Consider the following 20,870-nt stretch of genomic DNA (forward strand, 5'->3'; position numbering starts at 1 on the left):
TAGCCACACCCACCGTCGTTGCGGCTTACCCCTCTCCCCAGCCCTCCCCCACAAGGGGGGAGGGAGCGCACTGCGCCGTGCTGAGAAATCTCGCCTCGCACTTGCGAGGCCTCTTCCATGCTGAGCCTCATCGCCAAACGCCTCGCCTTCGCGATTCCCTCGCTGATCGGCGTCGTGATCGTCACCTTCCTGCTCACGCGCGCGCTGCCCGGTGATCCCGCCGCGTATTTTGCCGGCCCCGCCGCGACCAAGGAAGCCGTCGAGCAGATCCGCAGGAAGCTCGGTTTCGACAAGCCGCTGGTCGAGCAGTTCTTCCGCTATACGATCGATCTCGCGCATGGCGATCTCGGCAGCTCGCTGACCACTGGGCAGCCGGTCGCGACCGAAATCCGCAACCGCCTGCCGGCCTCTGCCGAGCTGACGCTGCTCGGCCTCCTGGTCTCGGTTGCGATCGCGCTGCCGCTCGGGGTGCTCGCCGCGACGCGGCCGGGGTCGTGGATCGATCACACTTGCCGCGTCGTCACGACAGCGGGTGTGTCGCTGCCAGTGTTCTTCACCGGGCTGGTGCTGGTCTACGTGTTCTACTTCCGGCTCGGCTGATCGCCGGCGCCGCTCGGCCGGCTCGACGTCTTCTACAGCGCGCCGAATGCCGTGACCGGCTTTTATCTGATCGATACGCTGATCGCGCGCGATGGCGAGGCGTTCCGCTCGGCGCTGAGCCAACTGATTCTGCCGGCCGCGACCTTGGCGATCTTCTCGCTGGCGCCGATCGCGCGCATGACCCGGGCCTCGATGCTGTCGGTGCTGTCGTCGGAGTTCGTGCGCACCGCGCGCGCCTCGGGCCTGTCGCCCTCGACGGTCACCGTCACCTACGCATTCCGCAACGCGATGCTGCCGGTCATCACCACGCTGTCGATGGTGTTCTCCTTCCTGCTCGGCGCCAATGTTCTGGTCGAGAAGGTGTTCGCCTGGCCGGGCATCGGCTCCTACGCGGTCGAGGCGCTGATCGCCTCCGATTTCGCGCCGGTGCAGGGGGTCGTGCTGACGATGGCCGTGATGTACGTCGTTCTCAACCTCGTCATCGACATTCTCTATGGCGTCATCGATCCCCGTGTGAGGCTGGAAGGATGAGCACTGTCGCGCCGACCCTCGAACCTGCCGCCAACAGCACGTCCGGCCTCATGGCCCTGATCGGGCACACGCGCTATGTGCTCGCCGAGAACAAGGTCACGGGCTTCGCCTTCGGGCTGCTGGTGGTCATCCTGTTCGCCGCGATCTTCGGGCCATGGATCGTGCCGTATGATCCGCTGGCCAGCGACACGGCCGCCGCGCTGAAGCCGCCGTCGGCGGCGCATTGGTTCGGCACCGATCAGCTCGGCCGCGACATCTTCAGCCGCGTCGTGGTCGCGACCCGGCTCGACACCTTCATCGCGGTCGCCTCGGTCGCGCTGGTGTTCTTCATGGGTGGCCTCGCCGGCGTCGCCGCCGGCTTTTTCGGCGGCTGGACCGACCGCATCGTCGGCCGCGTCGCCGATACCATCATGGCGTTTCCGCTGTTCGTGCTGGCGATGGGCATCGTCGCCGCGCTCGGCAACACCGTGCAGAACATCATCATCGCCACCGCGATCGTGAATTTTCCGCTCTATGCCCGCGTCGCCCGCGCGGAAGCCAATGTCCGCCGCAATGCCGGCTTCGTGCAGGCGGCGCGGTTGTCGGGCAACAGGGAGCTGCGCATCCTGCTCGGCCATATCCTGCCCAACATCATGCCGATCATGATCGTGCAGATGTCGCTGACCATGGGCTACGCTATTCTCAACGCCGCCGGTCTGTCCTTCATCGGCCTCGGCGTGCGGCCGCCGACGGCGGAGTGGGGCATCATGGTCGCCGAGGGCGCGTCCTTCATGGTGTCGGGCGAATGGTGGATCGCGCTGTTTCCCGGCCTCGCGCTGATGATCGCCGTGTTCTGCTTCAACCTGCTCGGCGACGGCCTGCGCGACATCGTCGATCCGCAGCGCAGGACGTGAGGCGATGAGCGGGCCACACCAAAACTCCGTCATTGCCGGGCTTGACCCGGCAATCCATCAACTGAAGACGAAATTATTGGTTGGGATGGATGCGCGGATCAAGTCCGCGCATGACGGTCCGAGAGTCTGGAGAGCATCATGACCGCCCAGCCGCTGCTCGACGTTCGCGACCTCACGGTCGAATTCTCCACCCGCCGCGGCATCGTCAAGGCGGTGCAGCATGTCGACATCTCCGTCGCCAAGGGCGAGACCCTGGCGATCGTCGGCGAATCCGGCTCGGGCAAGTCGGTGACGTCCTATGCCGTGATGCGCATCCTCGATCGCGCCGGGCGGATCGCCGAAGGTTCGGTGATGTTCTCCGGCGTCGACGTCAAGGCCGCCGAGGAAAGCGCGATGCGCGACCTGCGCGGGCGCGAGATCTCGATGATCTTCCAGAATCCGCGCGCGGCGCTCAATCCGATCAGGAAGGTGGGCCAGCAGATCGAGGACGTGCTGAAGCAGCACGCCCAGGTGGCGGCCAGCGATCGCGCGGAGAAGGCGATCGCCGCGCTCGAGCAGGTCAAGATCGCCCGTCCGCGCGAGCGCTATCACGCCTATCCGTTCGAATTGTCTGGCGGCATGTGCCAGCGCGTGGTCATCGCGTTGGCGCTGGCCTGCAATCCGCAGCTTCTGATCGCCGACGAGCCGACGACCGGCCTAGACGTCACCACGCAGAAGGCGGTGATGGATCTGGTGGTGGAGCTGACCAGGAGCCGGGGCATGTCGACGATCCTGATCACGCATGATCTCGGTCTCGCCGCCGCCTATTGTGATCGCGTCGTCGTCATGGAGAAGGGCCGGGTGGTCGAGACCGCCAAGGCGGCCGACATCTTCGCCAACCCGCAGCATCCCTACACCCGCAAGCTGATGCGCGCGACGCCGCGGCTCGGGGTTTCGCTACGCGATCTTCTGCCGGAGGAGGAGGCGTCGCCAAAACCACAGCCCGTCATCGCCGGGCTTGACCCGGCGATCCATCCCTCTTCGCAAGAGTCGCTCGAGAAGATGGACCCCCGGGTCAAGCCCGGGGGTGACGAGCGGGGCGGGGAGAGCGAGCGGAGCACGAGCAGCGCCAAGCCGCTCCTTCTCGTCGACAAGCTGGTCAAGGAGTATCCCCGCCAGGGAGCCTCCGCGACCCTGTCGAAGCTGTTCGGCCGCAAGCCGGCCATCGAGCCCGAGGTGTTTCGTGCCGTCGACGGCATCAGCTTCACCGTCGGCCACGGCGAGAGCGTCGGCCTCGTCGGCGAATCCGGCTGCGGCAAGTCGACCACGTCGATGATGGTGATGCGGCTGCTCGACCAGACCTCCGGCCGCATCAGCTTCGATGGCGAGGAGATCGGCAACATCCTGCCGCAGGCCTTTGCGCGGCTGCCGCAGCGCAGCCGCATCCAGATGGTGTTCCAGGATCCGACCGACAGCCTCAATCCGCGCTTTACCGCGGCGCGCGCCATCGCCGATCCGATCCTGCAACTCGGCGAAACCAAGGGCCGCGAAGCCCTGCGCGCGCGCTGCGAGGAGCTCGCGACGATGGTCGGGCTGCCGCTGAACCTGCTCGACCGTTTTCCGCACCAATTGTCGGGCGGCCAGAAGGCCCGCGTCGGCATCGCGCGTGCGATCGCATTGCACCCGAAGCTCGTCATCCTTGACGAGCCGACCGCGGCGCTCGACGTCTCCGTGCAGGCCGTCGTCCTCAATCTGCTGCAGGATCTCAAGCAGCAGTTAGGCATGAGCTATCTGTTCGTCTCGCATGATTTGAACGTGGTGCGACTGTTGTGCGATCGTGTGATCGTGATGCGATCGGGCCGAATCGTCGAGCAAGGCACGTCCGAACGTGTGCTAGGTGATCCGCAGGATGCCTATACGCGTGAGCTGCTGACCGCGATTCCGCACCCGCCGCTGCCGGCGCAATGAGGGGAGAGCTGCATGGCCGAGCCATCGGATGAGTCCTGGGATGACTATATTGACGCCGTCGGGCGCGTATTGAGCCTGCCGATCGAGGACGCCTGGCGCCCGGCCATCCGTGCCAATCTCGAGGTTTCGCTGAAGATGGCGAAGCTGGTCGACGAATTCTCTCTTGCCGACGAAGCCGAGCCTGCCAGTGTCTTCACCGCTTAATTCCTCCGAGATGACCGCAAGCGCCATCGCCGCCGCGGTCGCCACCCGCAAGCTCACCGCCGTCGAAGCCACCGACGCCGCGCTGGCGCGCATCGCGGCCCGCGATGGCGTGCTCAACTCCTTTACCGACACCACCGCCCAGCGGGCGCGAGCGAAGGCGCGCGCCGTGGATGCCGATATCGCGGCCGGCAAGCCGGTGGGGCCGCTCGCCGGCGTGCCGTTCGCAGTGAAGAATCTGTTCGATGTCCAGGGGCTGCCGACCCGCGCCGGCTCCAGGATCAATCGTGATCGTCCGGCGGCAATGCGCGACGCGGCGCTGATCGAGCGGATGGAAGCCGCCGGCGCCGTCCTGGTCGGCGCGCTCAACATGGGCGAATACGCCTACGACTTCACCGGCGAGAACGTGCATGACGGTCCCTCGCGCAATCCGCATGATCCCACGCGGATGAGCGGCGGCTCGTCGGGCGGCTCGGGCAGCGCCGTCGGCGGCGGGCTGGTGCCGATCGCGCTCGGCTCGGACACCAATGGCTCGATCCGCGTGCCCTCGTCGTTCTGCGGCATCTTCGGCCTCAAGCCGACCTATGGCCGGCTGTCGCGCGCGCGCTCGTTTCCGTTTGTGATGAGCCTGGATCATCTCGGTCCGTTCGCGCGTTCGGTCGAGGATCTCGCGCTCGCCTACGATGTGATGCAGGGGCCTGACCCGGATGATGCCGCGTGCACGGCGCGCGCGCCGCAGCCGGTCTCGGGTCTGCTGTCGCAAGGGCTTGAGGGCCTGCGCATCGCCTTGGCCGGCGGTCACTTCCAGAAAAACCTATTTCCTGAAGCTGCGGAAGCCGTGAGCCGTGTGGCCGCGGCGCTGAAGGTGACCGAGGTCATCGAGGTGCCTGAAGCCGCGCGTGCCCGCGCTGCGGCCTATGTCATCAGCACCACCGAGGGCGCCTCGCTGCATCTCGATCGGCTGCGCACGCGGCCGGGCGATTTCGATCCGGCCGTGCGCGATCGCCTCATCGCCGGCGCGATGATTCCGGCGCCGATGGTCGACCGCGCGCAGAAATTCCGCCGCTGGTACCGCGCGCAGGTGCTGGAGCTGTTCAAGTCGGTCGACGTGCTGATCGCGCCGGCGACGCCGTGCATTGCGCCGAAGATCGGACAGGCGACCTTCGTGCTCGATGGCGTCGAGCTGCCGGTGCGCGCCAATATCGGCATTCATACCCAGCCGATCTCTTTCATCGGACTTCCCGTCGTCGCGGTGCCGATCCCGTTGGAGCCGATGCCGATCGGTGTGCAGATCATCGCCGCGCCGTGGTGCGAACACGTCGCATTGCGTGTGGCCCATGCCTTGCAACAGCTAGGCGTCGCCGCTGCGCCGGCCCCGAGAGGAGTTCTGGAGAATGGAAGTCGATCTGCCTGACGTCGTCGCGGAGGTCGCCGCGCAGTTCCAGCGCTATGAACAGGCGCTGATCAGCAACGACGTCGCCGTGCTCGACGAGCTGTTCAAGCCGGACTCCCGCACACTGCGCTACGGCATCGGCGAGAACCTCTACGGCTATGGCGAGATCTCCGCGTTTCGCGCCGCGCGCTCGCCGGCCGGATTGATGCGCCGCACCGCGCGCACCGTGATCACCACCTACGGCCGCGACACCGCGGTCGCCTCGACGTTGTTCTATCGCGACAGCGCGCCCGGCAAGGTCGGCCGCCAGATGCAGACCTGGATCCGGTTTCCGGAGGGGTGGAGAATCGTCGCCGCCCATGTCAGCGTCATCGACGAAGCAAAGGGCGGCTGAGGCATGAGCCTGGACGATCTTCCACCGCGAACACGTCAGCGGCTCACGCGCGAGTCCGATGTGCCACGCACCGATCGTGCACCGCCGGCCGTCGCTAAGATCACGCGCGCCGAGGAGTTGCGCCTGCAACTCGCCGACGACATCGTCCGCGGCACGCTGGCGCCGGGTGCGCCGCTCGACGAGACCGAGATTGCCAGGCGCTTCAGCGTGTCGCGCACGCCGGTGCGGGAGGCGCTGCGCCAGCTCGCAGCCTCCGGCCTGATCGAGGCGCGTGCGCATCGCGGCGCCGTCGTGGCGCGTCCCTCGGTCGACCGGCTCACCGGCATGTTCGAGGCCATGGCCGAGCTCGAAGGCCTGTGCGCGGGGCTTGCCGCGCAACGCATGACGCCGGTCGAGCGGCAGCGGCTGGAGGCCATTCACGAGGAGCTGCGCAATCTCAGCCACGCCGGCAATCCGGAGCGCTTTCACGAGGTCAACGAGCGCTTCCACAACGCGATCTATGCCGGTGCGCACAACGCCTATATCGCCGAGATCACCCTGGCGACGCGGGTGCGGGTGCAGCCGTTCCGCCGTGCCCAATTTCGCAATCTGGGCCGCCTCGCCAAGTCGCATGCCGAGCACGACCGCGTCGTCGTCGCGATCATGCGCGGCGACAAGGCGGGTGCCGCGGGCGCGATGAAGGCTCATATCGAGCTGGTGCGCGGTGAGTATGAGATCTACGCGGTGTCGGTGTAGGTGGGTTGAACGCCGCCAACTCATCCGGTTTCCGTCATTGCGGGCGCAGCGAAGCAATCCAGAATCCCGACCGCGGTCCTGGATTGCTTCGCTGCGCTCGCAGTGACGAAGATTGTCAGTTCTTTCGCGCCATATAGGCGCGCCAGCCGCCGAACTCCGAGATGTCGCGCGCGCCATCGAGTGCGGCGGGCTCGACGAGGAAGCCTTTGGCGCTGCGGCCATCGGCCAGCCTGATCGTGCCGATCGACAGCGGCGGCGGAATCAGGTTGACGAACTTCCCGAAGCTGGCCGCCGACAGCGCCCAGAGTTCGACCGCCATCGCGACACCCTTGCCGGCGTCGATCCGCAGCATGCCGGGCTTGGGCGGCGTGGTCGACAGCGCATAGAGCTTGTAGTCCGGCGCGGTCGACGTCGCCTCCAGCAAGCGGCCGCCAAGGCTGGTCAGCTCGTGATTCAGCGCCATGCCGGAAAGATGCGCGCCGACGACCACGATGGCGATCTCGTCGCCGTGCCGCGAGGACGGCACCGGCGCGAGCGGCGGTTGCGGAATCGAGTTCGCTCCGACCGGCAGCGCGGTGTCCGCATGGAAGACGCGGCCGAGGCTCGCGAGCGCGGCGTCGCGCCCGGCGGGCGCCAGCAGCGTGATGCCGAACGGAATGCCGTCGCTGCGCATCGCGGCGGGCACGGCCAGTCCGCACATGTCGAGCAGGTTGACGAAATTGGTGTAGGTGCCGAGCCGGCTGTTGAGCAGGATCGGATCGGCGAGCACGTCTGCCGTCGTGTAGGCGGTGGGTGCCGTCGGCAGCAGCATCGCATCGATGTCGGCGAAGGTGCGTTCGGCCACCTTCCGCAGCGCCTGCAGGCGATACAGCGCCGCAAACGCGTCGGCCGCGCTGCCGCGCGCACCGCCGATGGTGATCTCGCGCGTCACCGGATGGATCGCATCTGGATCCGACGCGAGCAGATCGCGGATGACGAGATAGCGCTCGGCGACCCAGGGGCCTTCGTAGAGCAGACGCGCCGTCTCGTAGAACGGCTCCAGGTCAAACTCGACGAGCTCGGCGCCGAGCTTGACGAAGCGCGCGGCGGCCGCGCTGTAGGCCGCTTCCGCGGCCTTGTCGCCGAAGAAGATCAGCTGCCCGGGGCGGGGAATGCCGAGCTTCACGCCGTTCGGGAACGACGTGAGGGTCGCGAGCGGCCGGTCGCGCGAGAACGGATCGAGCGGATCGGGCGCCGCCATCACCGACAGCGCCGTAACGGCGTCGTCGACGGTCAGCGAGAACACCGAGATGCAGTCGAGCGTCCGGCAGGCCGGCACCAGGCCTGTGGTCGAGATCATGCCGAGGCTTGGCTTCAGCCCGACGATGTTGTTGAGCATCGCCGGCACGCGGCCGGAGCCCGCGGTGTCCGTTCCAAGCGAGAGCGGAACCAGACCCGCCGACACCGCAACCGCCGAGCCGGAGCTCGAGCCGCCCGGCACCAGGTCGCCACGCACCGGGTTTTTCGGAATGCCATAGGGCGAGCGCACGCCGACGAGGCCGGTCGCGAACTGGTCGAGATTGGTCTTGCCGATGATGATGGCGCCGGCGGCGCGCAGCCGCGCCACCGCGGTCGAATCCCGCGCCGGCGTGTAGGCGAAGGCCGGGCAGGCGGCCGTTGTCGGCAGGCCGGCGACGTCGATGTTGTCCTTGATCGCGACAGGCACGCCGTAGAGCGGCAGCGCTGCGGCGTCCTTCTCCTTAAGACTTTTGGCCTCGCCCAGCGCATCCGCCTGGCCGCGCAGGCTGATGAAGATGGCCGGGTCGCCATGGGCGCGGATCCGCTGATAGCAGCGCGCGACCGTGTCCTCGGGAGATTGATGGCCAGCGCGGTGGGCCGCGACGATCTCGGCGACGGTCTCGGTCACGCGGCACCCCGGATCTGTCCTGAGGCCACTGTCTGGGTTGCCATGTCGATGTGCTCCGCTTCGCCGCCTGTGCCGCTGATGTAGCAAGGCACATGCCATTGTGTACACGGCTCCGACGCCGCGGCCGCGGGGATAAATCTTTGATGTCAGAGGCTTGGGCGGGGCATCGACAGGCGGCGCGCCCGTCTGGCGTCAGTGTGTGCCTAAAAGATAGGCGATCGAGCCTCGAGTGCCTACCACCCGCGTCGCGCAGCGTCACCGCCAGTGATGCGGGCAAGCCGTGCTTCAGTGGCGGAGCCCGTCCGGCTGCTGTTGCGGAGCGAGGGCGACGGCGTCGGGCTGAAGGTCACGCCTGAGGACGGGGAGTCCCCGGCGCTGCTCGGAAAGAACAGCAGTGCGATGCACAGGCCGAGATTGATCAGTGCGCCGACCCACGTGCCGGAATGCGCCGCCGTCGCCGCATACTCCGGAAACCGGCTGGCGATGACGTAGTCCAGCGCCATGACCGCGAACCAGGCCGGAATCACGCACACCGGGTCCCAGCCGATATCGCGGAAGCGCATCGCCTGCAGCATCAGGTTCGCCAGCAGGCCAAGGCCGATCACCGCGATGATCGGCACGCTGATGGCCAGCGCCGATTTCTGCGGGGCCGTGGTGGCAACGAGGAAGGCGACGGCGACGGCCAGAATGACCGTGATGACGCCGAGCGCCAGCGATGCCAGGAAGTATTGCAGGCGGCCGAGGCGCGCGTTGAACCCGAAGATGAACCCCAACATCCGTCTCGCTCCCGCAGGCGCGCCGCGGCTGCGGGGCACCGTTCGATCCTGCATATCAGGGCGAAATTGCTGCCCGGCTTCGTGGTTGATTAAAATTGGACGGATCATGCGGCCCGTGCCGTTTGCGCCGCGGCTAAATCACGCGTCAACTTTATCGTTGCCAAAGCAACTAATCCGTGGAACGATCGCCATCGGAAATGAGGGCGCGGACTGTTTCTGCGCCATCGCTCAGGGGATGGAAACGCCATGCGCAGCCTGCTCGCAGCAGGCGCGGCCGTTTGCGCGCGCGCCAACGGATGCGCCGACCGAAGGGCTCGGTCGCGCGATCGCATGAGGTCGTGCAGATCAGCTCGCGCCGGTGACGGCGTCGAGATTGTCGTGGATGCGGCGCAGCAGCGTGATCAGCATTTCCTGCTCGGACTTGTCGAGGCAGGCGAGCAGCCTCTGCTCGCGCTCCAGCGCGGCGATGATGACCTTGTCATGGGTCGCGCGGCCCTTCGCCGTGAGCGAGATCGAGTGGCTGCGGCCGTCCTGCGGATCGTTGCGGATCGCGATCAGGCCGCGGCTCTTCATCAGCGCCAAGGTGCGGCTGACCGGGCCCTTGTCGAAGCCGATCACGCTGCAGATCCGCGAGGCCGGAATGCCCGGCTCGATCGCCAGCAGCGACATGATCCGCCATTCCGTGACGTTGACGCCGAAATTGCGCTGATAGAACGCGGTCGCGCTGTTCGACAGCTTGTTGGCGATGAAGGTGATGAAGGCCGGCACATAGCGGTCGAGGTCGAGCGTGAGGCCGGGCCCCTCAGGCTCGCGCTGAGCTTTGCGCGGTGTCCCCTTCGTTTCGCTCATGATCCCCAGCGTCCCTGCATCGCCACTCATACGGATACGAAAAGCCGCATGACAAGGCCAAACTTCGGGAGGTCAGCATGAACCCAACAGGTCTTTCCGCCGCCGTGGCGCCGGCCATCCCGCGCCTTGCCATCGATCCGTTTTCCTACGCCTTCTTCGACGATCCCTATCCGGCGCACCAGGAGATGCGCGAGGCGGGCCCGGTCGTCTATCTCGACCAGTGGAACGTCTACGGCGTCGCGCGCTATGCCGAGGTCTACGCCGTGTTCAACGATCCCTTGACCTTCTGCTCCAGCCGCGGCGTGGGCTTGAGCGACTTCGCCAAGGAGAAGCCGTGGCGGCCGCCGAGCCTGATCCTGGAGGCCGATCCGCCGGCGCATACGCGCACCCGCGCGGTGCTGAGCAAGGTGCTGTCGCCGGCGGTGATGAAGCGGCTGCGCGATGGTTTCATGGCCGCGGCAGATGCGAAGGTAGACGAACTCCTGGCGCGTGGATCGTTCGACGCCATCCCCGACCTCGCCGAGGCCTATCCGCTGTCGGTGTTTCCCGATGCGCTCGGGCTGCAGCCGGAGGGCCGCGAGCATCTGATTCCCTATGCCAGCCTGGTGTTCAACGCGTTCGGGCCGCCGAACGAGCTGCGCCAGCAGGCGATCGAGCGCTCGGCGCCGCACCAGGCCTATGTCACGGAGCAGTGTCAGCGCGACAATCTGGCGCCCGGCGGCTTCGGTGCCTGTATCCATGCCTTCAGCGACAGCGGCGAGATCACGTCGGCCGAGGCGCCCTTGCTGGTGCGTTCGCTGCTGTCGGCCGGCCTCGACACCACGGTCTATGGCATCGGCGCGGCCGTATATTGCCTCGCGCGCTTCCCCGACCAATGGGCGCGGCTGCGCGCCGATCCGTCGCTGGCGCGCAATGCCTTCGAGGAGGCGGTGCGGTTCGAGAGCCCGGTGCAGACCTTCTTCCGCACCACGACTGTTGACGTCGAGCTCGGCGGGGTCGTCATCCCCGAGGGCGAGAAGGTGCTGATGTTCTTAGGTGCCGCCAACCGCGACCCCCGCCGCTGGGAGCAGCCGGACAGCTACGACGTCACGCGCAAGGTGTCCGGCCATGTCGGGTTCGGCTCGGGCATCCACATGTGCGTGGGCCAGCTCGTGGCGCGGCTCGAGGGCGAGGCGGTGCTGACCGCGCTCGCGCGCAAGGTCGGGACCATTACGATGAGCGGCACGCCGAAGCGCCGCTACAACAACACGCTGCGCGGGCTCGAGAGCCTGCCGATCACCTTCACACCAGCCTGAGCCAAGAGCCTGAGCCAAGCCATGACCACGATCACCTTCATCCATTCGGACAACCGCAGCCAGAGTGTGGAGGCTGCCGACGGCGACAGCCTGATGCTGGCCGCGCTCACCCACGGCGTCGACGGCATCGTCGCCGAATGCGGCGGCAATGCCGTCTGCGCCACCTGTCACGTCTACGTCGACGAGGCCTGGACGGCGAAGCTCGATCCCGTCTCCGACGACGAGGACGCGCTGCTCGACGGCACCGCTGCCGAGCGGCTGCCGAACAGCCGGCTGTCCTGCCAGATCAAGGTCAGGCCGGCGCTCGCGGGACTGGTGGTGCGCATTCCCGATCGGCAGAGCTGACGCTTCGACAACAATCAAAACAAGCAACACACGGGGAGGAACATCATGAAGCAACTCAAGGCCTGCGCGCTGGCGCTGGCTGCGTCGTTCGGCGTCTCGACAGCGGCGTCCGCCGGCGAGATCTCCGACAATGTCGTGCGCGTCGGCGTGCTCAACGACATCTCCGGCATCTTCCAGGACACCAACGGCATGGGCTCGGTCGAGGCCGCGCGCATGGCGGCGGAGGATTTCAACGGCGGCGGCAAGGGCATCAAGGTCGAGATCGTCTATGCCGATCACCAGAACAAGGCCGATGTCGGTTCGGCGATCGTGCGCAAATGGCTCGATGTCGAGAAGGTCGATGCCGTCGTCGACGTGCCGAACTCCGCCGTTGGCCTGACAGTCAACGAGCTGCTGCGCAACAGTCGCATGACCTTCCTCGCCTCGTCGACCGCGAGCTCCGATCTCACCGGCAAGGCCTGCTCGCCGAATACGATCCAATGGGTCAATGACGCCTGGGCGACCGGCAACACCACGGCGGCCGCCATGATGGGCCGCGGCGGCAAGGACTGGTACTTCATCACGGTCAACTACGCGCTCGGCCAGGGCATCGAGGCGGAGGCCACCAACTACATCGAGAAGCACGGCGGCAAGGTGCTCGGCTCGGCCAAGCATCCGCTCGGCACGACGGACTTCGCCTCGTTCCTGCTGCAGGCGCAGGGCTCGAAGGCCAAGGTGATCGGGCTCGCCAATGCCGGCGGCGACACCATCAACGCGGTCAAGCAGGCCGCCGAGTTCGGCATCCAGCAGGGTGGCCAGTCGCTGGTGGCCTTCCTGCTGTTCATCAACGACATTCACGGCATGGGCCTGAAGGCGGCCCAGGGCCTGCAGCTGCTCGAAGCGTTCTACTGGGACATGGACGACGACACCCGCGCCTTCGCCAAGCGCTTCGCCGCCCGCCCCGGCATGAACGGCAAGATGCCGAGCGGCAACCAGGCCGGCGTCTATGCGTCCACGCTCGCCTATCTCAACGCGGTCGCGGCGACCGGCAGCGATGACGCCAAGGACGTCGTGCCGCAGATGAAGACCGTGAAGGGCAAGGACAAGTTGTTCGGCGAGACCACGATCCGCGCCGATGGCCGCGTCGTGCATCCGATGTATCTGTTCGAGGTCAAGAAGCCGGAGGAGGCGAAATATCGTTACGACTACTACCGTCTCGTCTCGACGATCCCTGCTGAGCAGGCGTTCCGCCCGATGGCGGATGGCGGTTGCCCCTTGCTGAAGTGACGCGTGAAGTGATCCCTGGCCGTGTGGTCCGGCCGCGGCGTACCGTCGCGGTCGGTGGCGCGGCCGGGACTCAGTCCCTCTCGGGCCGGCCGGCATAGCCGCAATAGCCGTGCGCGGTCACGCCATCCTCGCTGCCCTTCAGGTGCGACAGATGCAGCTGTCGCCAGCCCATGCAGTCGTTGCCGATGCAGTGGTACTGCCGGTCGCTGCCCTGGAATCCGCCCGTCACGCTGTTGTAAAGCCGGTTGTTGTTGTCGATACGCACGTAGGGGCACCACTTCTCACGCGCGGCCTGCTCGGTGACGAACATCAAAATCTCCTCAAATGCGCGAACAGCTTCGTGGTCATCCGTTAAGTGCGGATGAACTGCATTGAGGGAGATGAAGAGCGGTGATCTGGGATGGGAATTGGCGGTCCGGTCCGTCCGGCGGATCGACTTGCCCGGCAACGGCCTGGCCGCGAACGCTTTCCGGGATCGGCGGACGGTGCGGTTAACCGGCAGTATAGTTCTTGCCATTCCCCAGTTATGCGAAATATGGTGCATGGATCGAAGCCGTGCGGACGATCCTCCGCGCGACGCGGCGCTGCGGCGAAACGCCGCCGCCGGCCGGCGGTGCTGCGCGCCGGTGGCGAGATAACGATAAGAACGACGCAATGAGGGGAGGGAAGACGATGAAAACGAGCTTCTGGCTGGCAGGCGCCGCGGCGCTTTTGTTCTCGAGCACCGCCTTTGCCGGCGACACCATCAAGATCGGCTTCGTGTCGACCTTCAGCGGTCCGACCGCCGTGATCGGCAACGACATGCGCAACTCGTTCGAGCTCGCGCTCGACCATCTTGGCCGCAAGATGGACGGCAAGCCGGTCGAGGTGATCTACGAGGACGACCAGCAGAAGCCCGACGTCGGCAAGCAGAAGACCGAGAAGCTGGTGCAGTCCGACAAGGTCGATTTCATCGTCGGCTACATCTGGTCGAACGTGCTGTTGGCGTCGCTGAAGACAGCGGTCGATTCCCAGACCTTCCTGATCTCGGCCAATGCCGGTCCGTCGCAACTCGCCGGCGAATTGTGCTCGCCATACGTGTTCTCGACCTCCTGGCAGAACGACCAGACACCCGCGGCGATGGGCCTCTACATGAACCAGAAGGGCGTCAAGTCGGTGTTCCTGATCGGGCCGAATTATGCGGCCGGCAAGGACATGCTGGCGGGCGTCAAGAGCACCTTCAAGGGTCAGGTCGTCGGCGAGGAATATACGGTGTGGCCGAGCCAGCTCGATTTCTCCGCCGAGCTCTCCAAGGCGCGCGCCTCCGGCGCCGAGTCGATCTTCGTGTTCTATCCGGGCGCGGCCGGCGTACAGTTCCTCAATCAATACGCGCAGGCCGGCCTCAAGGAGAAGATGCCGCTCTACACGGCCTTCACCGTCGACGAATTGTCGCTGCCGCTGCAGAAGGACAATGCGATCGGCGTCCCCGGCGCCCAGGAATGGGTCAACGACCTGCCGAACGAGCAGAACAAGACCTTCGTCGCAGATTACCGCAAGAAGTACACCGGCCTGCGCCCGACCTATTACGGCGCCCAGGCCTATGACGCCGCGCAGTTGATCAACAGCGCTGTGGTCGCGGTCAAGGGCGACACGTCCAAGAAGGACGCGATGAAGGCCGAGATGGAGAAGGCCAACTTCAAGTCGCTGCGCGGCGCCTTCAAGTTCGGCAACAACCACATTCCGATCCAGAGCTTCTACCTCCAGGACGTGGTCAAGGACGCCGACGGCCAGCTCTCGCTGAAGACGGTGGCGACCATCGTCGAGAACGACCAGGACCGCTTCCACGACAAGTGCCCGATGAAATAGCCGGAAAGAAAAGTCCGGGTCGGGCCTCGTCCGGCCTGGAATTTGCTTGAAGCTTAAAACATCTCCGGCCTAAGATCGGGACGGACATGGCGGCAGCGCCTACAACGGTTCTGCCGCCGTCTTTTTGAGCGTGAAGTGAGGGGCATGCTTCTCGTCGTCGAACAATTCCTGAACGGGCTGCAGTTCGGACTGCTGCTGTTCCTGCTGGCCGCCGGCCTGACGCTGGTGTTCGGCATCATGGACCTCGTCAACCTTGCGCACGGCTCGCTCTACATGATGGGCGCCTATTTCGCGGCGACCTTCGTGGCCTGGACCGGCAGCTTCGTGCTCGGTGCAGTGATGGCGCTCGGTGCCACGCTTCTGCTCGGCGTCGTGCTCGAATTCATGGCACTGCGCCATCTCTATGGGCGCGACCATCTCGACCATGTGCTGGCGACGTTCGGCCTGATCCTGTTCTTCAACGAGGCCGTCCGGCTGATCTGGGGCCCAGCGGGGCTCGCGCTGCCGCTGCCGTCCTGGCTCGCCTTTCCGGTCACCATCCTGCCGGGCATCCAATATCCCGCCTATCGCCTTGCGATCATCGTGGTCGCGTTGCTGGTGGCGCTGCTGCTCTATCTCGGCGTGATGCGCACGCGGATCGGCATGCTGATCCGCGCCGGCGCTTCCAACCGCGAGATGATCGGCGCGCTCGGCATCAACATCAAGCTGCTCTACACGCTGGTGTTCGGCCTCGGCGCCGCGCTCGCCGGCCTCGCCGGGCTGATGCAGGCGCCGATCCTCACCGTGCAGATCGGCATGGGCGAGAACATCCTGATCCTGGCCTTCGTCGTCATCGTGATCGGCGGCATCGGCTCGATCCGCGGCGCCTTCATCGCTGCCATCATGATCGGCCTGATCGACACGATGGGGCGCGCCTTTCTGCCCAATCTGCTGCGCCAGGTGCTGAACTCGGCATCGGCGTCCACTGCGGCGCCAGCGCTGTCCTCGATGCTGATCTATCTCCTGATGGCGATCGTGCTGGTGGCGCGGCCTGAAGGTCTGTTTCCGGCCAACCGCAGATGACATCAAAGCTGAACGTCTCAAGCCTCGTGGCCGCGCTCGTCGTGGCCGGCCTCGTGCTGCTGCCGGTCTATTCGAACCTGACCGGCAACATCTTCATCCTCACGCTGTTCACCCGCATCGTGATCCTCGCGCTTGCGGCCGTGAGCCTCAATCTGCTGATGGGCTATGGCGGCATGATGAGCTTCGGCCATGCCGCCTATCTCGGCATCGGCGGCTACGCTGTCGGCATCCTGGCACAGGAGGGCATCGGCTCGGGCTGGGCACAGTTCGCCGTGGCGATAGCCGTGTCCGCGCTCTATGCGCTGGTGATCGGCGCGCTCTCCTTACGCACCCGCGGCGTCTATTTCATCATGATCACGCTGGCCTTCGCGCAGATGGCCTATTACGTCGCCTCGGGCCTCGCGCGCTACGGCGGTGACGACGGCCTCACCGTCTACAAGCGCAGCGATTTCGGCGGGCTGATCAATCTCGGCAACCGCGTACAGTTCTATTATCTCTGCTTGGCCTGCCTGCTCGCCGTCGTCGCGCTGGTCTGGCGCATCGTCAATTCGCGCTTCGGCCTGGTGCTGCAGGGCCTGCGCTCCAACGAGCAGCGCATGCAGGCGATCGGCTTCCCGTCCAAGCGCTACAAGCTCGCCTGCTTCGTCATCGCCGGCATGCTGTGCGGGCTGTCGGGCGCGCTGCTCGCCAACAACACCGATTTCGTCAGCCCCGCCGTGATGTACTGGACCCGCTCCGGCGATCTCATGGTGATGGTGATCCTCGGCGGCATGGGCACCCTGATGGGGCCGGTGGTCGGCTCCGTGGTGTTCCTGGTGCTGGAGGAGGTTCTGTCGCAGCTCACCGAATATTGGGCGCTGATCATGGGGCCGCTGCTGCTGCTGATCGTGCTGTTCGGCCGCGGCGGCATCATGGGCATGCTCGGGAGGGTGAACCGTGGCTGAACCGCTGCTCCGCGTCGACAATCTCGTCCGCCGCTTCGGCGGCATCATCGCCACCGACCACGTCTGTCTCGACGTGTCCAAGGGCGAGATCCACGCCATTATCGGGCCGAACGGCGCCGGCAAGACCACCTTGATCAGCCAGCTCACCGGCCATCTCGCGCCGCATGCCGGTCGCATCTTCCTCGGCGGCCGCGACATCTCGCATTTCCCGGCCTACAAGCGCAGCGCGCTCGGGCTGGCGCGCTCGTTCCAGATCACCTCGCTGCTGACCGATTTCACCGCCGCCGACAACGTCGCGCTCGCGGCGCAAGCTCACGACGGCAGGCATTCTTTCCGCTTCTTCGCCAATGCGCGCAAGGACAAGCCGCTGCGCGATGCCGCGCGCGCCGCGCTGGAGCGTGTCGGCCTCGGCCATCGCGCCGACGTGCTGGTGTCGAAGCTCAGCCATGGCGAGCAGCGCGAACTGGAGCTCGCGGTCGCGCTGGCGACCAAGCCGCAAATCATGCTGCTCGACGAGCCGATGGCCGGCCTCGGCGTCACCGAGTCGCAGCGGATGGTCAAGCTGCTCGCGGAGCTGCGCAACGAGGTCTCGATCGTGCTGGTCGAGCACGACATGGAAGCGGTGTTCGCGCTCGCCGACCGCATCTCGGTGCTGGTTTACGGCCGCATCATCGCCTCGGGCAAGCCGGACGAGATCCGGCAGAACGAGGAGGTCAAGCGCGCCTATCTCGGCGATCAGCACGTGGTGGTCGGCCATGGTTGATCGGAAAGACAACGGCATGCTGCTCGAGGTCGATGGCATCGAGACCTGCTACGGCCTCAGCCAGGTCCTGTTTGGACTTTCATTGGCAATCCGCCCCGGTGAGATGGTCTCGCTGATGGGCCGCAACGGCATGGGCAAGACCACCACCATCCGCTCGATCATGGGGCTGACCCAGGCGCGCGCGGGCCTGATCCGCTTCAGCGGCCAGGAGACGCGCAAGCTGCCGTCCTACAGGATCGCGCAGCTCGGCATCGGCTTGGTGCCGGAGGGGCGGCAGATCTTCCCGAACCTCACCGTCACCGAAAATCTCGTGGCGGCCTCGACCAACCGGCTCGGCGCGTCCGATCCGTGGACGCTTGACAAGATCCACGCGCTGTTTCCGCGGTTGGCCGAACGCGGCGGCAACATGGGCAATCAGCTCTCCGGCGGCGAGCAGCAGATGCTGGCGATCGGCCGCGCGCTGATGACCAATCCGAAGCTCCTCATCCTCGACGAGGCGACCGAAGGCCTCGCGCCGCTGATCCGCGAAGAGATCTGGAATTGCCTGTCGCTGCTGAAATCGCGCGGGCAGTCGATCCTGGTGATCGACAAGAACGTTGAGCACCTCACTCGCATCTGCGACCGCCACTACATCATCGAGCGCGGCCGCACCGTGTGGCACGGAACCTCGGAGCAGTTGATGGGCGAGCCGGAGCTGCAGCACCGCTATCTCGGGATCTGACGGCCGCACGCTGCCGGCCGTGACGCCATGGACGCATTTTGACTCACATCAAGATGGTGGGCCGCGCGGGTGCCTAGATTTCGGCAGCGATGCTGACATGCGCCGATTTTTCGCATTGAGGCGCAGCTCAGAGGAGACTATCGTTTAGAGTAGTGGTTTGTCCTGCCTTTTACCAAAGGTTGAGCAAATGCGTGTGCCTCATCTCCGACTCGAAGCACCGAAAAAAGCCGCTGCCAGCTTGCGCGGCTTCTGGTCTGGGCATTCAGATCTCGAGACCGCGTTGTGTCTCGCTTTCATGTTGATCGTCGCATTCATCGTCAAGCTGACGCCGCCAATCTAGGCGCCGCCAATCGAGGTGCCGTCGATCAATGCGCCCGCGCTCAGCGAGCGAACGGGATGTACTTCTGGTACTCCTTCGGCACACGGCTGCGATACCGCGAGGGCACCTTGCCGCTGCGCAGGGAGTCTTCGACCTCCTGCCGGGTGGTCTTCGTCCGTTTCTTCTTTTTGGTCGCGGCCGCGTCGGAGGCGGTCTTCGTTTCGGCAGGCTTGGTCTCGGCCGGCTTGTCGCTTGTGGCCGCAGGGGCGGGGACGGGTGCTGCTTCCGCAGGAGAGGGGTTCGGTGCGGGCGAGGGAGTTGCGGCTGGTGCGTCCGCGGCGGGCGCGCTTTGCGCAAGCGCCGTTCCCGACATCAGACCCACAGTCAGCAGGCTTGCCACTGCGATCCCGGACAACTTGATCATGATCGAGACTCCCAACCACGGCACCGGATGTGCCGACTTGATGAGGTCGTTCGCGCGCGATGCCGGCTCATGCAGCGGGTGCATGGCCGTCGTCGCCAACGATCCTCATCGCCCAAGATGAATTCGTGATGCTGCCTTTTTGAGCATATGCTGCGATCGGTTCCGTTGAATCGCAAGCATTTTTCTCTGGCACGCGGCTTGCTGATTTCGATCATAGAGTTGGCAGCTAGGGTTCCGGTTCTCGATCGAGAATGCTGGTCCGAGAGCAGCCGCCAGGGGAGAGCCCTGGTGCACGGCGGGATAAAAACCCGGGAGACCTCAGTGGCCGCGCTTGGCAGGCTCGAGGTTCGTCTTTGCCAGTCCGCAGGTCACACAACCTCTGAGGGACTGGATATGGGAAAAGCACGAAATCTGTTTGTCGCTCTGCTCGCGGCATCGACGCTGGCGACCGCATCGCTGTCGCCTGCTTTCGCCGAGAAGAAGAAGGAATTCAACATCGCCTGGACGATCTATGTCGGCTGGATGCCGTGGCCCTATGCCGCCGAGTCCGGGATCGTCAAGAAGTGGGCCGACAGATACGGCATCTCGATCAAGGTCACGCAGATCAACGACTACGTCGAATCGATCAACCAGTACACCGCCGGCAAGTTCGACGGCGTGACCGTCACCAACATGGACGCGCTGACGATTCCCGCCGCCGGCGGCGTCGATACGTCCGCCATCATCATGGGCGACTATTCCAACGGCAATGACGGCGTCGTGCTCAAGAAGGGCAAGGCCATGGCCGACATCAAGGGCCAGAAGGTCAACCTCGTCGAACTCTCCGTGTCGCATTATCTGCTGGCGCGCGGCCTCGAAACGGCGAAGCTCTCGGAAAAGAACATCAAGACCGTCAATACGTCCGACGCCGACATCGTCGCCGCGGCCAAGTCGCCGGACACGACCGCGATCGTCACCTGGAATCCGCAACTGCTGGAAGTGAAGGCCGAGCCCGGCGCGACGCTGGTGTTCGACTCCAGCAAGATCCCCGGCGAGATCGAGGATCTTCTCGTCGTGAATACTCAAACCCTCAAGGACAATCCCGACCTCGGCAAGGCGCTTGTCGGGATCTGGTACGAGACCATCGCGCTGATGAAGGACCAGAGCGAGAAGGGCAGGGCCGCGCGCGAGGCGATGGCAAAACTCTCCGGCACCGATCTCGCGGGCTTCGAGACCCAGCTCAAGACCACCTTCATGTACTACGAGCCCAAGGACGCGCTCGCCTTCATGACCGGGCCGGAGCTGCCGAAGATCATGGATCACGTCCGCACCTTCTGCTTCGACCACAATCTGCTCGGCGAGAACGTCAAGTCGAAGGACGCGGTCGGCATCTCCACGCCGTCGAAGGCGCTGGGCTCCACGACCAACGTGAAGCTGCGGTTCGATCCGACCTACATGAAGATGGCGGCCGACGGGAAGCTCTGATCATCTTCCGCCAAGCCGCCAGCCCCTCCCCTCACCCTGAGGGGCCCGCCGCAGGCGGGCGTCTCAAAGGGCGAGGCCTGTGCCGTAGCATCATGGTTCGAGACGGCGCTACGCGCGAGGCGTAGTTGAGATCGGTGCTGCAAGTTGATCGTGGCCAGAGTGCTGATGGAGAGAGACGAATATCGGCGCGGCGCTGT

Annotated in this window: 20 protein-coding genes, 1 pseudogene and 1 riboswitch; of the genes and pseudogenes, 16 read left to right on the forward strand and 5 right to left on the reverse strand. The window is 65.6% G+C overall.

Going from position 1 to position 20,870, the window contains the following annotated elements; genetic code table 11:
* Positions 1 to 117 precede the first annotated feature (117 nt).
* The 7 genes and pseudogenes from BRAO375_RS24750 (at position 118) to BRAO375_RS24780 (ending at position 6,694) form a co-directional block, all read left to right on the forward strand.
* Positions 118 to 1,131 (forward strand): annotated as a pseudogene (locus BRAO375_RS24750) (ABC transporter permease).
* The gene (locus tag BRAO375_RS24755) at positions 1,128 to 2,024 is read left to right on the forward strand and encodes an ABC transporter permease (protein WP_009030191.1); all 897 of its coding nucleotides are present in this window, start codon (positions 1,128 to 1,130) and stop codon (positions 2,022 to 2,024) included. The pseudogene BRAO375_RS24750 and the gene BRAO375_RS24755 overlap by 4 nt, the downstream one beginning before the upstream one ends.
* Positions 2,025 to 2,162: 138 nt before the next feature.
* On the forward strand, positions 2,163 to 3,971 hold the full coding sequence (locus tag BRAO375_RS24760; RefSeq protein ID WP_009030192.1) for a dipeptide ABC transporter ATP-binding protein: 1,809 nt from the start codon (positions 2,163 to 2,165) through the stop codon (positions 3,969 to 3,971).
* 12 nt (positions 3,972 to 3,983) lie between these two features.
* Positions 3,984 to 4,175: a DUF4089 domain-containing protein gene (locus tag BRAO375_RS24765; protein ID WP_009030193.1), complete on the forward strand. Its 192-nt coding sequence runs from the start codon at positions 3,984 to 3,986 to the stop codon at positions 4,173 to 4,175.
* Positions 4,176 to 4,185: 10 nt separating this feature from the next.
* Positions 4,186 to 5,586, forward strand: coding sequence for an AtzE family amidohydrolase (locus BRAO375_RS24770; RefSeq protein ID WP_035641992.1), 1,401 nt, complete (start codon positions 4,186 to 4,188; stop codon positions 5,584 to 5,586).
* Positions 5,567 to 5,959, forward strand: coding sequence for an oxalurate catabolism protein HpxZ (gene hpxZ, locus BRAO375_RS24775; RefSeq protein ID WP_009030195.1), 393 nt, complete (start codon positions 5,567 to 5,569; stop codon positions 5,957 to 5,959). The genes BRAO375_RS24770 and hpxZ overlap by 20 nt, the downstream gene beginning before the upstream one ends.
* A gap of 3 nt (positions 5,960 to 5,962) precedes the next feature.
* Positions 5,963 to 6,694: a GntR family transcriptional regulator gene (locus BRAO375_RS24780; RefSeq protein ID WP_035641994.1), complete on the forward strand. Its 732-nt coding sequence runs from the start codon at positions 5,963 to 5,965 to the stop codon at positions 6,692 to 6,694.
* Positions 6,695 to 6,809: 115 nt separating this feature from the next.
* On the opposite strand, the gene atzF is transcribed toward BRAO375_RS24780, so the two are convergent.
* From atzF to BRAO375_RS24795, 3 genes are all read right to left on the reverse strand, one after another.
* Positions 6,810 to 8,600, reverse strand: coding sequence for an allophanate hydrolase (gene atzF, locus BRAO375_RS24785; protein ID WP_009030197.1), 1,791 nt, complete (start codon positions 8,598 to 8,600; stop codon positions 6,810 to 6,812).
* Positions 8,601 to 8,833: 233 nt separating this feature from the next.
* Positions 8,834 to 9,373, reverse strand: coding sequence for a DUF805 domain-containing protein (locus tag BRAO375_RS24790; protein WP_009030198.1), 540 nt, complete (start codon positions 9,371 to 9,373; stop codon positions 8,834 to 8,836).
* A gap of 348 nt (positions 9,374 to 9,721) precedes the next feature.
* Positions 9,722 to 10,225, reverse strand: coding sequence for a MarR family winged helix-turn-helix transcriptional regulator (locus tag BRAO375_RS24795; RefSeq protein WP_009030199.1), 504 nt, complete (start codon positions 10,223 to 10,225; stop codon positions 9,722 to 9,724).
* Between the two features lie 77 nt (positions 10,226 to 10,302).
* On the opposite strand from BRAO375_RS24795, the gene BRAO375_RS24800 reads away from it, so the two are divergent.
* From BRAO375_RS24800 to BRAO375_RS24810, 3 genes are read left to right on the forward strand one after another with little or no spacing between them, the layout of a single operon-like run.
* Entirely contained in the window at positions 10,303 to 11,520 is a 1,218-nt protein-coding gene (locus BRAO375_RS24800; protein WP_009030200.1) for a cytochrome P450, read from the forward strand.
* Between the two features lie 21 nt (positions 11,521 to 11,541).
* Positions 11,542 to 11,865 (forward strand): 2Fe-2S iron-sulfur cluster-binding protein, encoded by a 324-nt coding sequence (locus BRAO375_RS24805; RefSeq protein ID WP_009030201.1) that lies wholly within the window; start codon positions 11,542 to 11,544, stop codon positions 11,863 to 11,865.
* A 45-nt stretch (positions 11,866 to 11,910) separates the two neighbouring features.
* Positions 11,911 to 13,131, forward strand: coding sequence for an ABC transporter substrate-binding protein (locus tag BRAO375_RS24810; protein ID WP_009030202.1), 1,221 nt, complete (start codon positions 11,911 to 11,913; stop codon positions 13,129 to 13,131).
* Between the two features lie 70 nt (positions 13,132 to 13,201).
* On the opposite strand, the gene BRAO375_RS24815 is transcribed toward BRAO375_RS24810, so the two are convergent.
* On the reverse strand, positions 13,202 to 13,441 hold the full coding sequence (locus BRAO375_RS24815) for a hypothetical protein (RefSeq protein ID WP_009030203.1): 240 nt from the start codon (positions 13,439 to 13,441) through the stop codon (positions 13,202 to 13,204).
* A 362-nt stretch (positions 13,442 to 13,803) separates the two neighbouring features.
* Between BRAO375_RS24815 and BRAO375_RS24820 the strand changes: the two genes are divergently transcribed.
* From BRAO375_RS24820 to BRAO375_RS24840, 5 genes are all read left to right on the forward strand, one after another.
* Positions 13,804 to 14,976: an ABC transporter substrate-binding protein gene (locus BRAO375_RS24820; RefSeq protein WP_009030204.1), complete on the forward strand. Its 1,173-nt coding sequence runs from the start codon at positions 13,804 to 13,806 to the stop codon at positions 14,974 to 14,976.
* Positions 14,977 to 15,120: 144 nt separating this feature from the next.
* Positions 15,121 to 16,038, forward strand: coding sequence for a branched-chain amino acid ABC transporter permease (locus tag BRAO375_RS24825; RefSeq protein ID WP_009030205.1), 918 nt, complete (start codon positions 15,121 to 15,123; stop codon positions 16,036 to 16,038).
* Positions 16,035 to 16,982, forward strand: coding sequence for a branched-chain amino acid ABC transporter permease (locus BRAO375_RS24830; RefSeq protein WP_009030206.1), 948 nt, complete (start codon positions 16,035 to 16,037; stop codon positions 16,980 to 16,982). The genes BRAO375_RS24825 and BRAO375_RS24830 overlap by 4 nt, the downstream gene beginning before the upstream one ends.
* Positions 16,975 to 17,745 (forward strand): ABC transporter ATP-binding protein, encoded by a 771-nt coding sequence (locus BRAO375_RS24835; protein WP_009030207.1) that lies wholly within the window; start codon positions 16,975 to 16,977, stop codon positions 17,743 to 17,745. Before BRAO375_RS24830 ends, BRAO375_RS24835 begins: the two co-directional genes overlap by 8 nt.
* A gap of 16 nt (positions 17,746 to 17,761) precedes the next feature.
* Positions 17,762 to 18,466, forward strand: a complete 705-nt coding sequence (locus BRAO375_RS24840) for an ABC transporter ATP-binding protein (protein WP_009030208.1) — start codon at positions 17,762 to 17,764, stop codon at positions 18,464 to 18,466.
* 380 nt (positions 18,467 to 18,846) lie between these two features.
* Here the strand turns inward: BRAO375_RS24840 and BRAO375_RS24850 are convergent, their stop codons facing one another.
* On the reverse strand, positions 18,847 to 19,308 hold the full coding sequence (locus BRAO375_RS24850; protein WP_244423280.1) for a hypothetical protein: 462 nt from the start codon (positions 19,306 to 19,308) through the stop codon (positions 18,847 to 18,849).
* Between the two features lie 116 nt (positions 19,309 to 19,424).
* Positions 19,425 to 19,526, forward strand: a riboswitch (guanidine-I (ykkC/yxkD leader).
* A gap of 76 nt (positions 19,527 to 19,602) precedes the next feature.
* On the opposite strand from BRAO375_RS24850, the gene BRAO375_RS24855 reads away from it, so the two are divergent.
* Positions 19,603 to 20,673 carry a putative urea ABC transporter substrate-binding protein gene (locus BRAO375_RS24855; protein WP_009030210.1) on the forward strand — a complete coding sequence of 357 codons (1,071 nt, stop codon included), beginning with the start codon at positions 19,603 to 19,605 and terminating at the stop codon, positions 20,671 to 20,673.
* Positions 20,674 to 20,870: the final 197 nt, after the last annotated feature.

The organism is Bradyrhizobium sp. ORS 375 (assembly GCF_000239775.1).
Taxonomy (GTDB): domain Bacteria; phylum Pseudomonadota; class Alphaproteobacteria; order Rhizobiales; family Xanthobacteraceae; genus Bradyrhizobium.

Coding starts and splice junctions, on each gene's coding strand:
- BRAO375_RS24855 (WP_009030210.1), top strand. CDS start 19,603: ATGGGAAAAGCACGAAATCTGTTTGTCGCTCTGCTCGCGGCATCGACG.
- BRAO375_RS24795 (WP_009030199.1), bottom strand. CDS start 10,225: ATGAGCGAAACGAAGGGGACACCGCGCAAAGCTCAGCGCGAGCCTGAG.
- BRAO375_RS24765 (WP_009030193.1), top strand. CDS start 3,984: ATGGCCGAGCCATCGGATGAGTCCTGGGATGACTATATTGACGCCGTC.
- BRAO375_RS24815 (WP_009030203.1), bottom strand. CDS start 13,441: ATGTTCGTCACCGAGCAGGCCGCGCGTGAGAAGTGGTGCCCCTACGTG.
- BRAO375_RS24780 (WP_035641994.1), top strand. CDS start 5,963: ATGAGCCTGGACGATCTTCCACCGCGAACACGTCAGCGGCTCACGCGC.
- BRAO375_RS24800 (WP_009030200.1), top strand. CDS start 10,303: ATGAACCCAACAGGTCTTTCCGCCGCCGTGGCGCCGGCCATCCCGCGC.
- BRAO375_RS24830 (WP_009030206.1), top strand. CDS start 16,035: ATGACATCAAAGCTGAACGTCTCAAGCCTCGTGGCCGCGCTCGTCGTG.
- BRAO375_RS24770 (WP_035641992.1), top strand. CDS start 4,186: ATGACCGCAAGCGCCATCGCCGCCGCGGTCGCCACCCGCAAGCTCACC.
- hpxZ (WP_009030195.1), top strand. CDS start 5,567: ATGGAAGTCGATCTGCCTGACGTCGTCGCGGAGGTCGCCGCGCAGTTC.
- BRAO375_RS24820 (WP_009030204.1), top strand. CDS start 13,804: ATGAAAACGAGCTTCTGGCTGGCAGGCGCCGCGGCGCTTTTGTTCTCG.
- BRAO375_RS24760 (WP_009030192.1), top strand. CDS start 2,163: ATGACCGCCCAGCCGCTGCTCGACGTTCGCGACCTCACGGTCGAATTC.
- BRAO375_RS24755 (WP_009030191.1), top strand. CDS start 1,128: ATGAGCACTGTCGCGCCGACCCTCGAACCTGCCGCCAACAGCACGTCC.
- BRAO375_RS24825 (WP_009030205.1), top strand. CDS start 15,121: ATGCTTCTCGTCGTCGAACAATTCCTGAACGGGCTGCAGTTCGGACTG.
- BRAO375_RS24805 (WP_009030201.1), top strand. CDS start 11,542: ATGACCACGATCACCTTCATCCATTCGGACAACCGCAGCCAGAGTGTG.
- BRAO375_RS24810 (WP_009030202.1), top strand. CDS start 11,911: ATGAAGCAACTCAAGGCCTGCGCGCTGGCGCTGGCTGCGTCGTTCGGC.
- BRAO375_RS24840 (WP_009030208.1), top strand. CDS start 17,762: ATGCTGCTCGAGGTCGATGGCATCGAGACCTGCTACGGCCTCAGCCAG.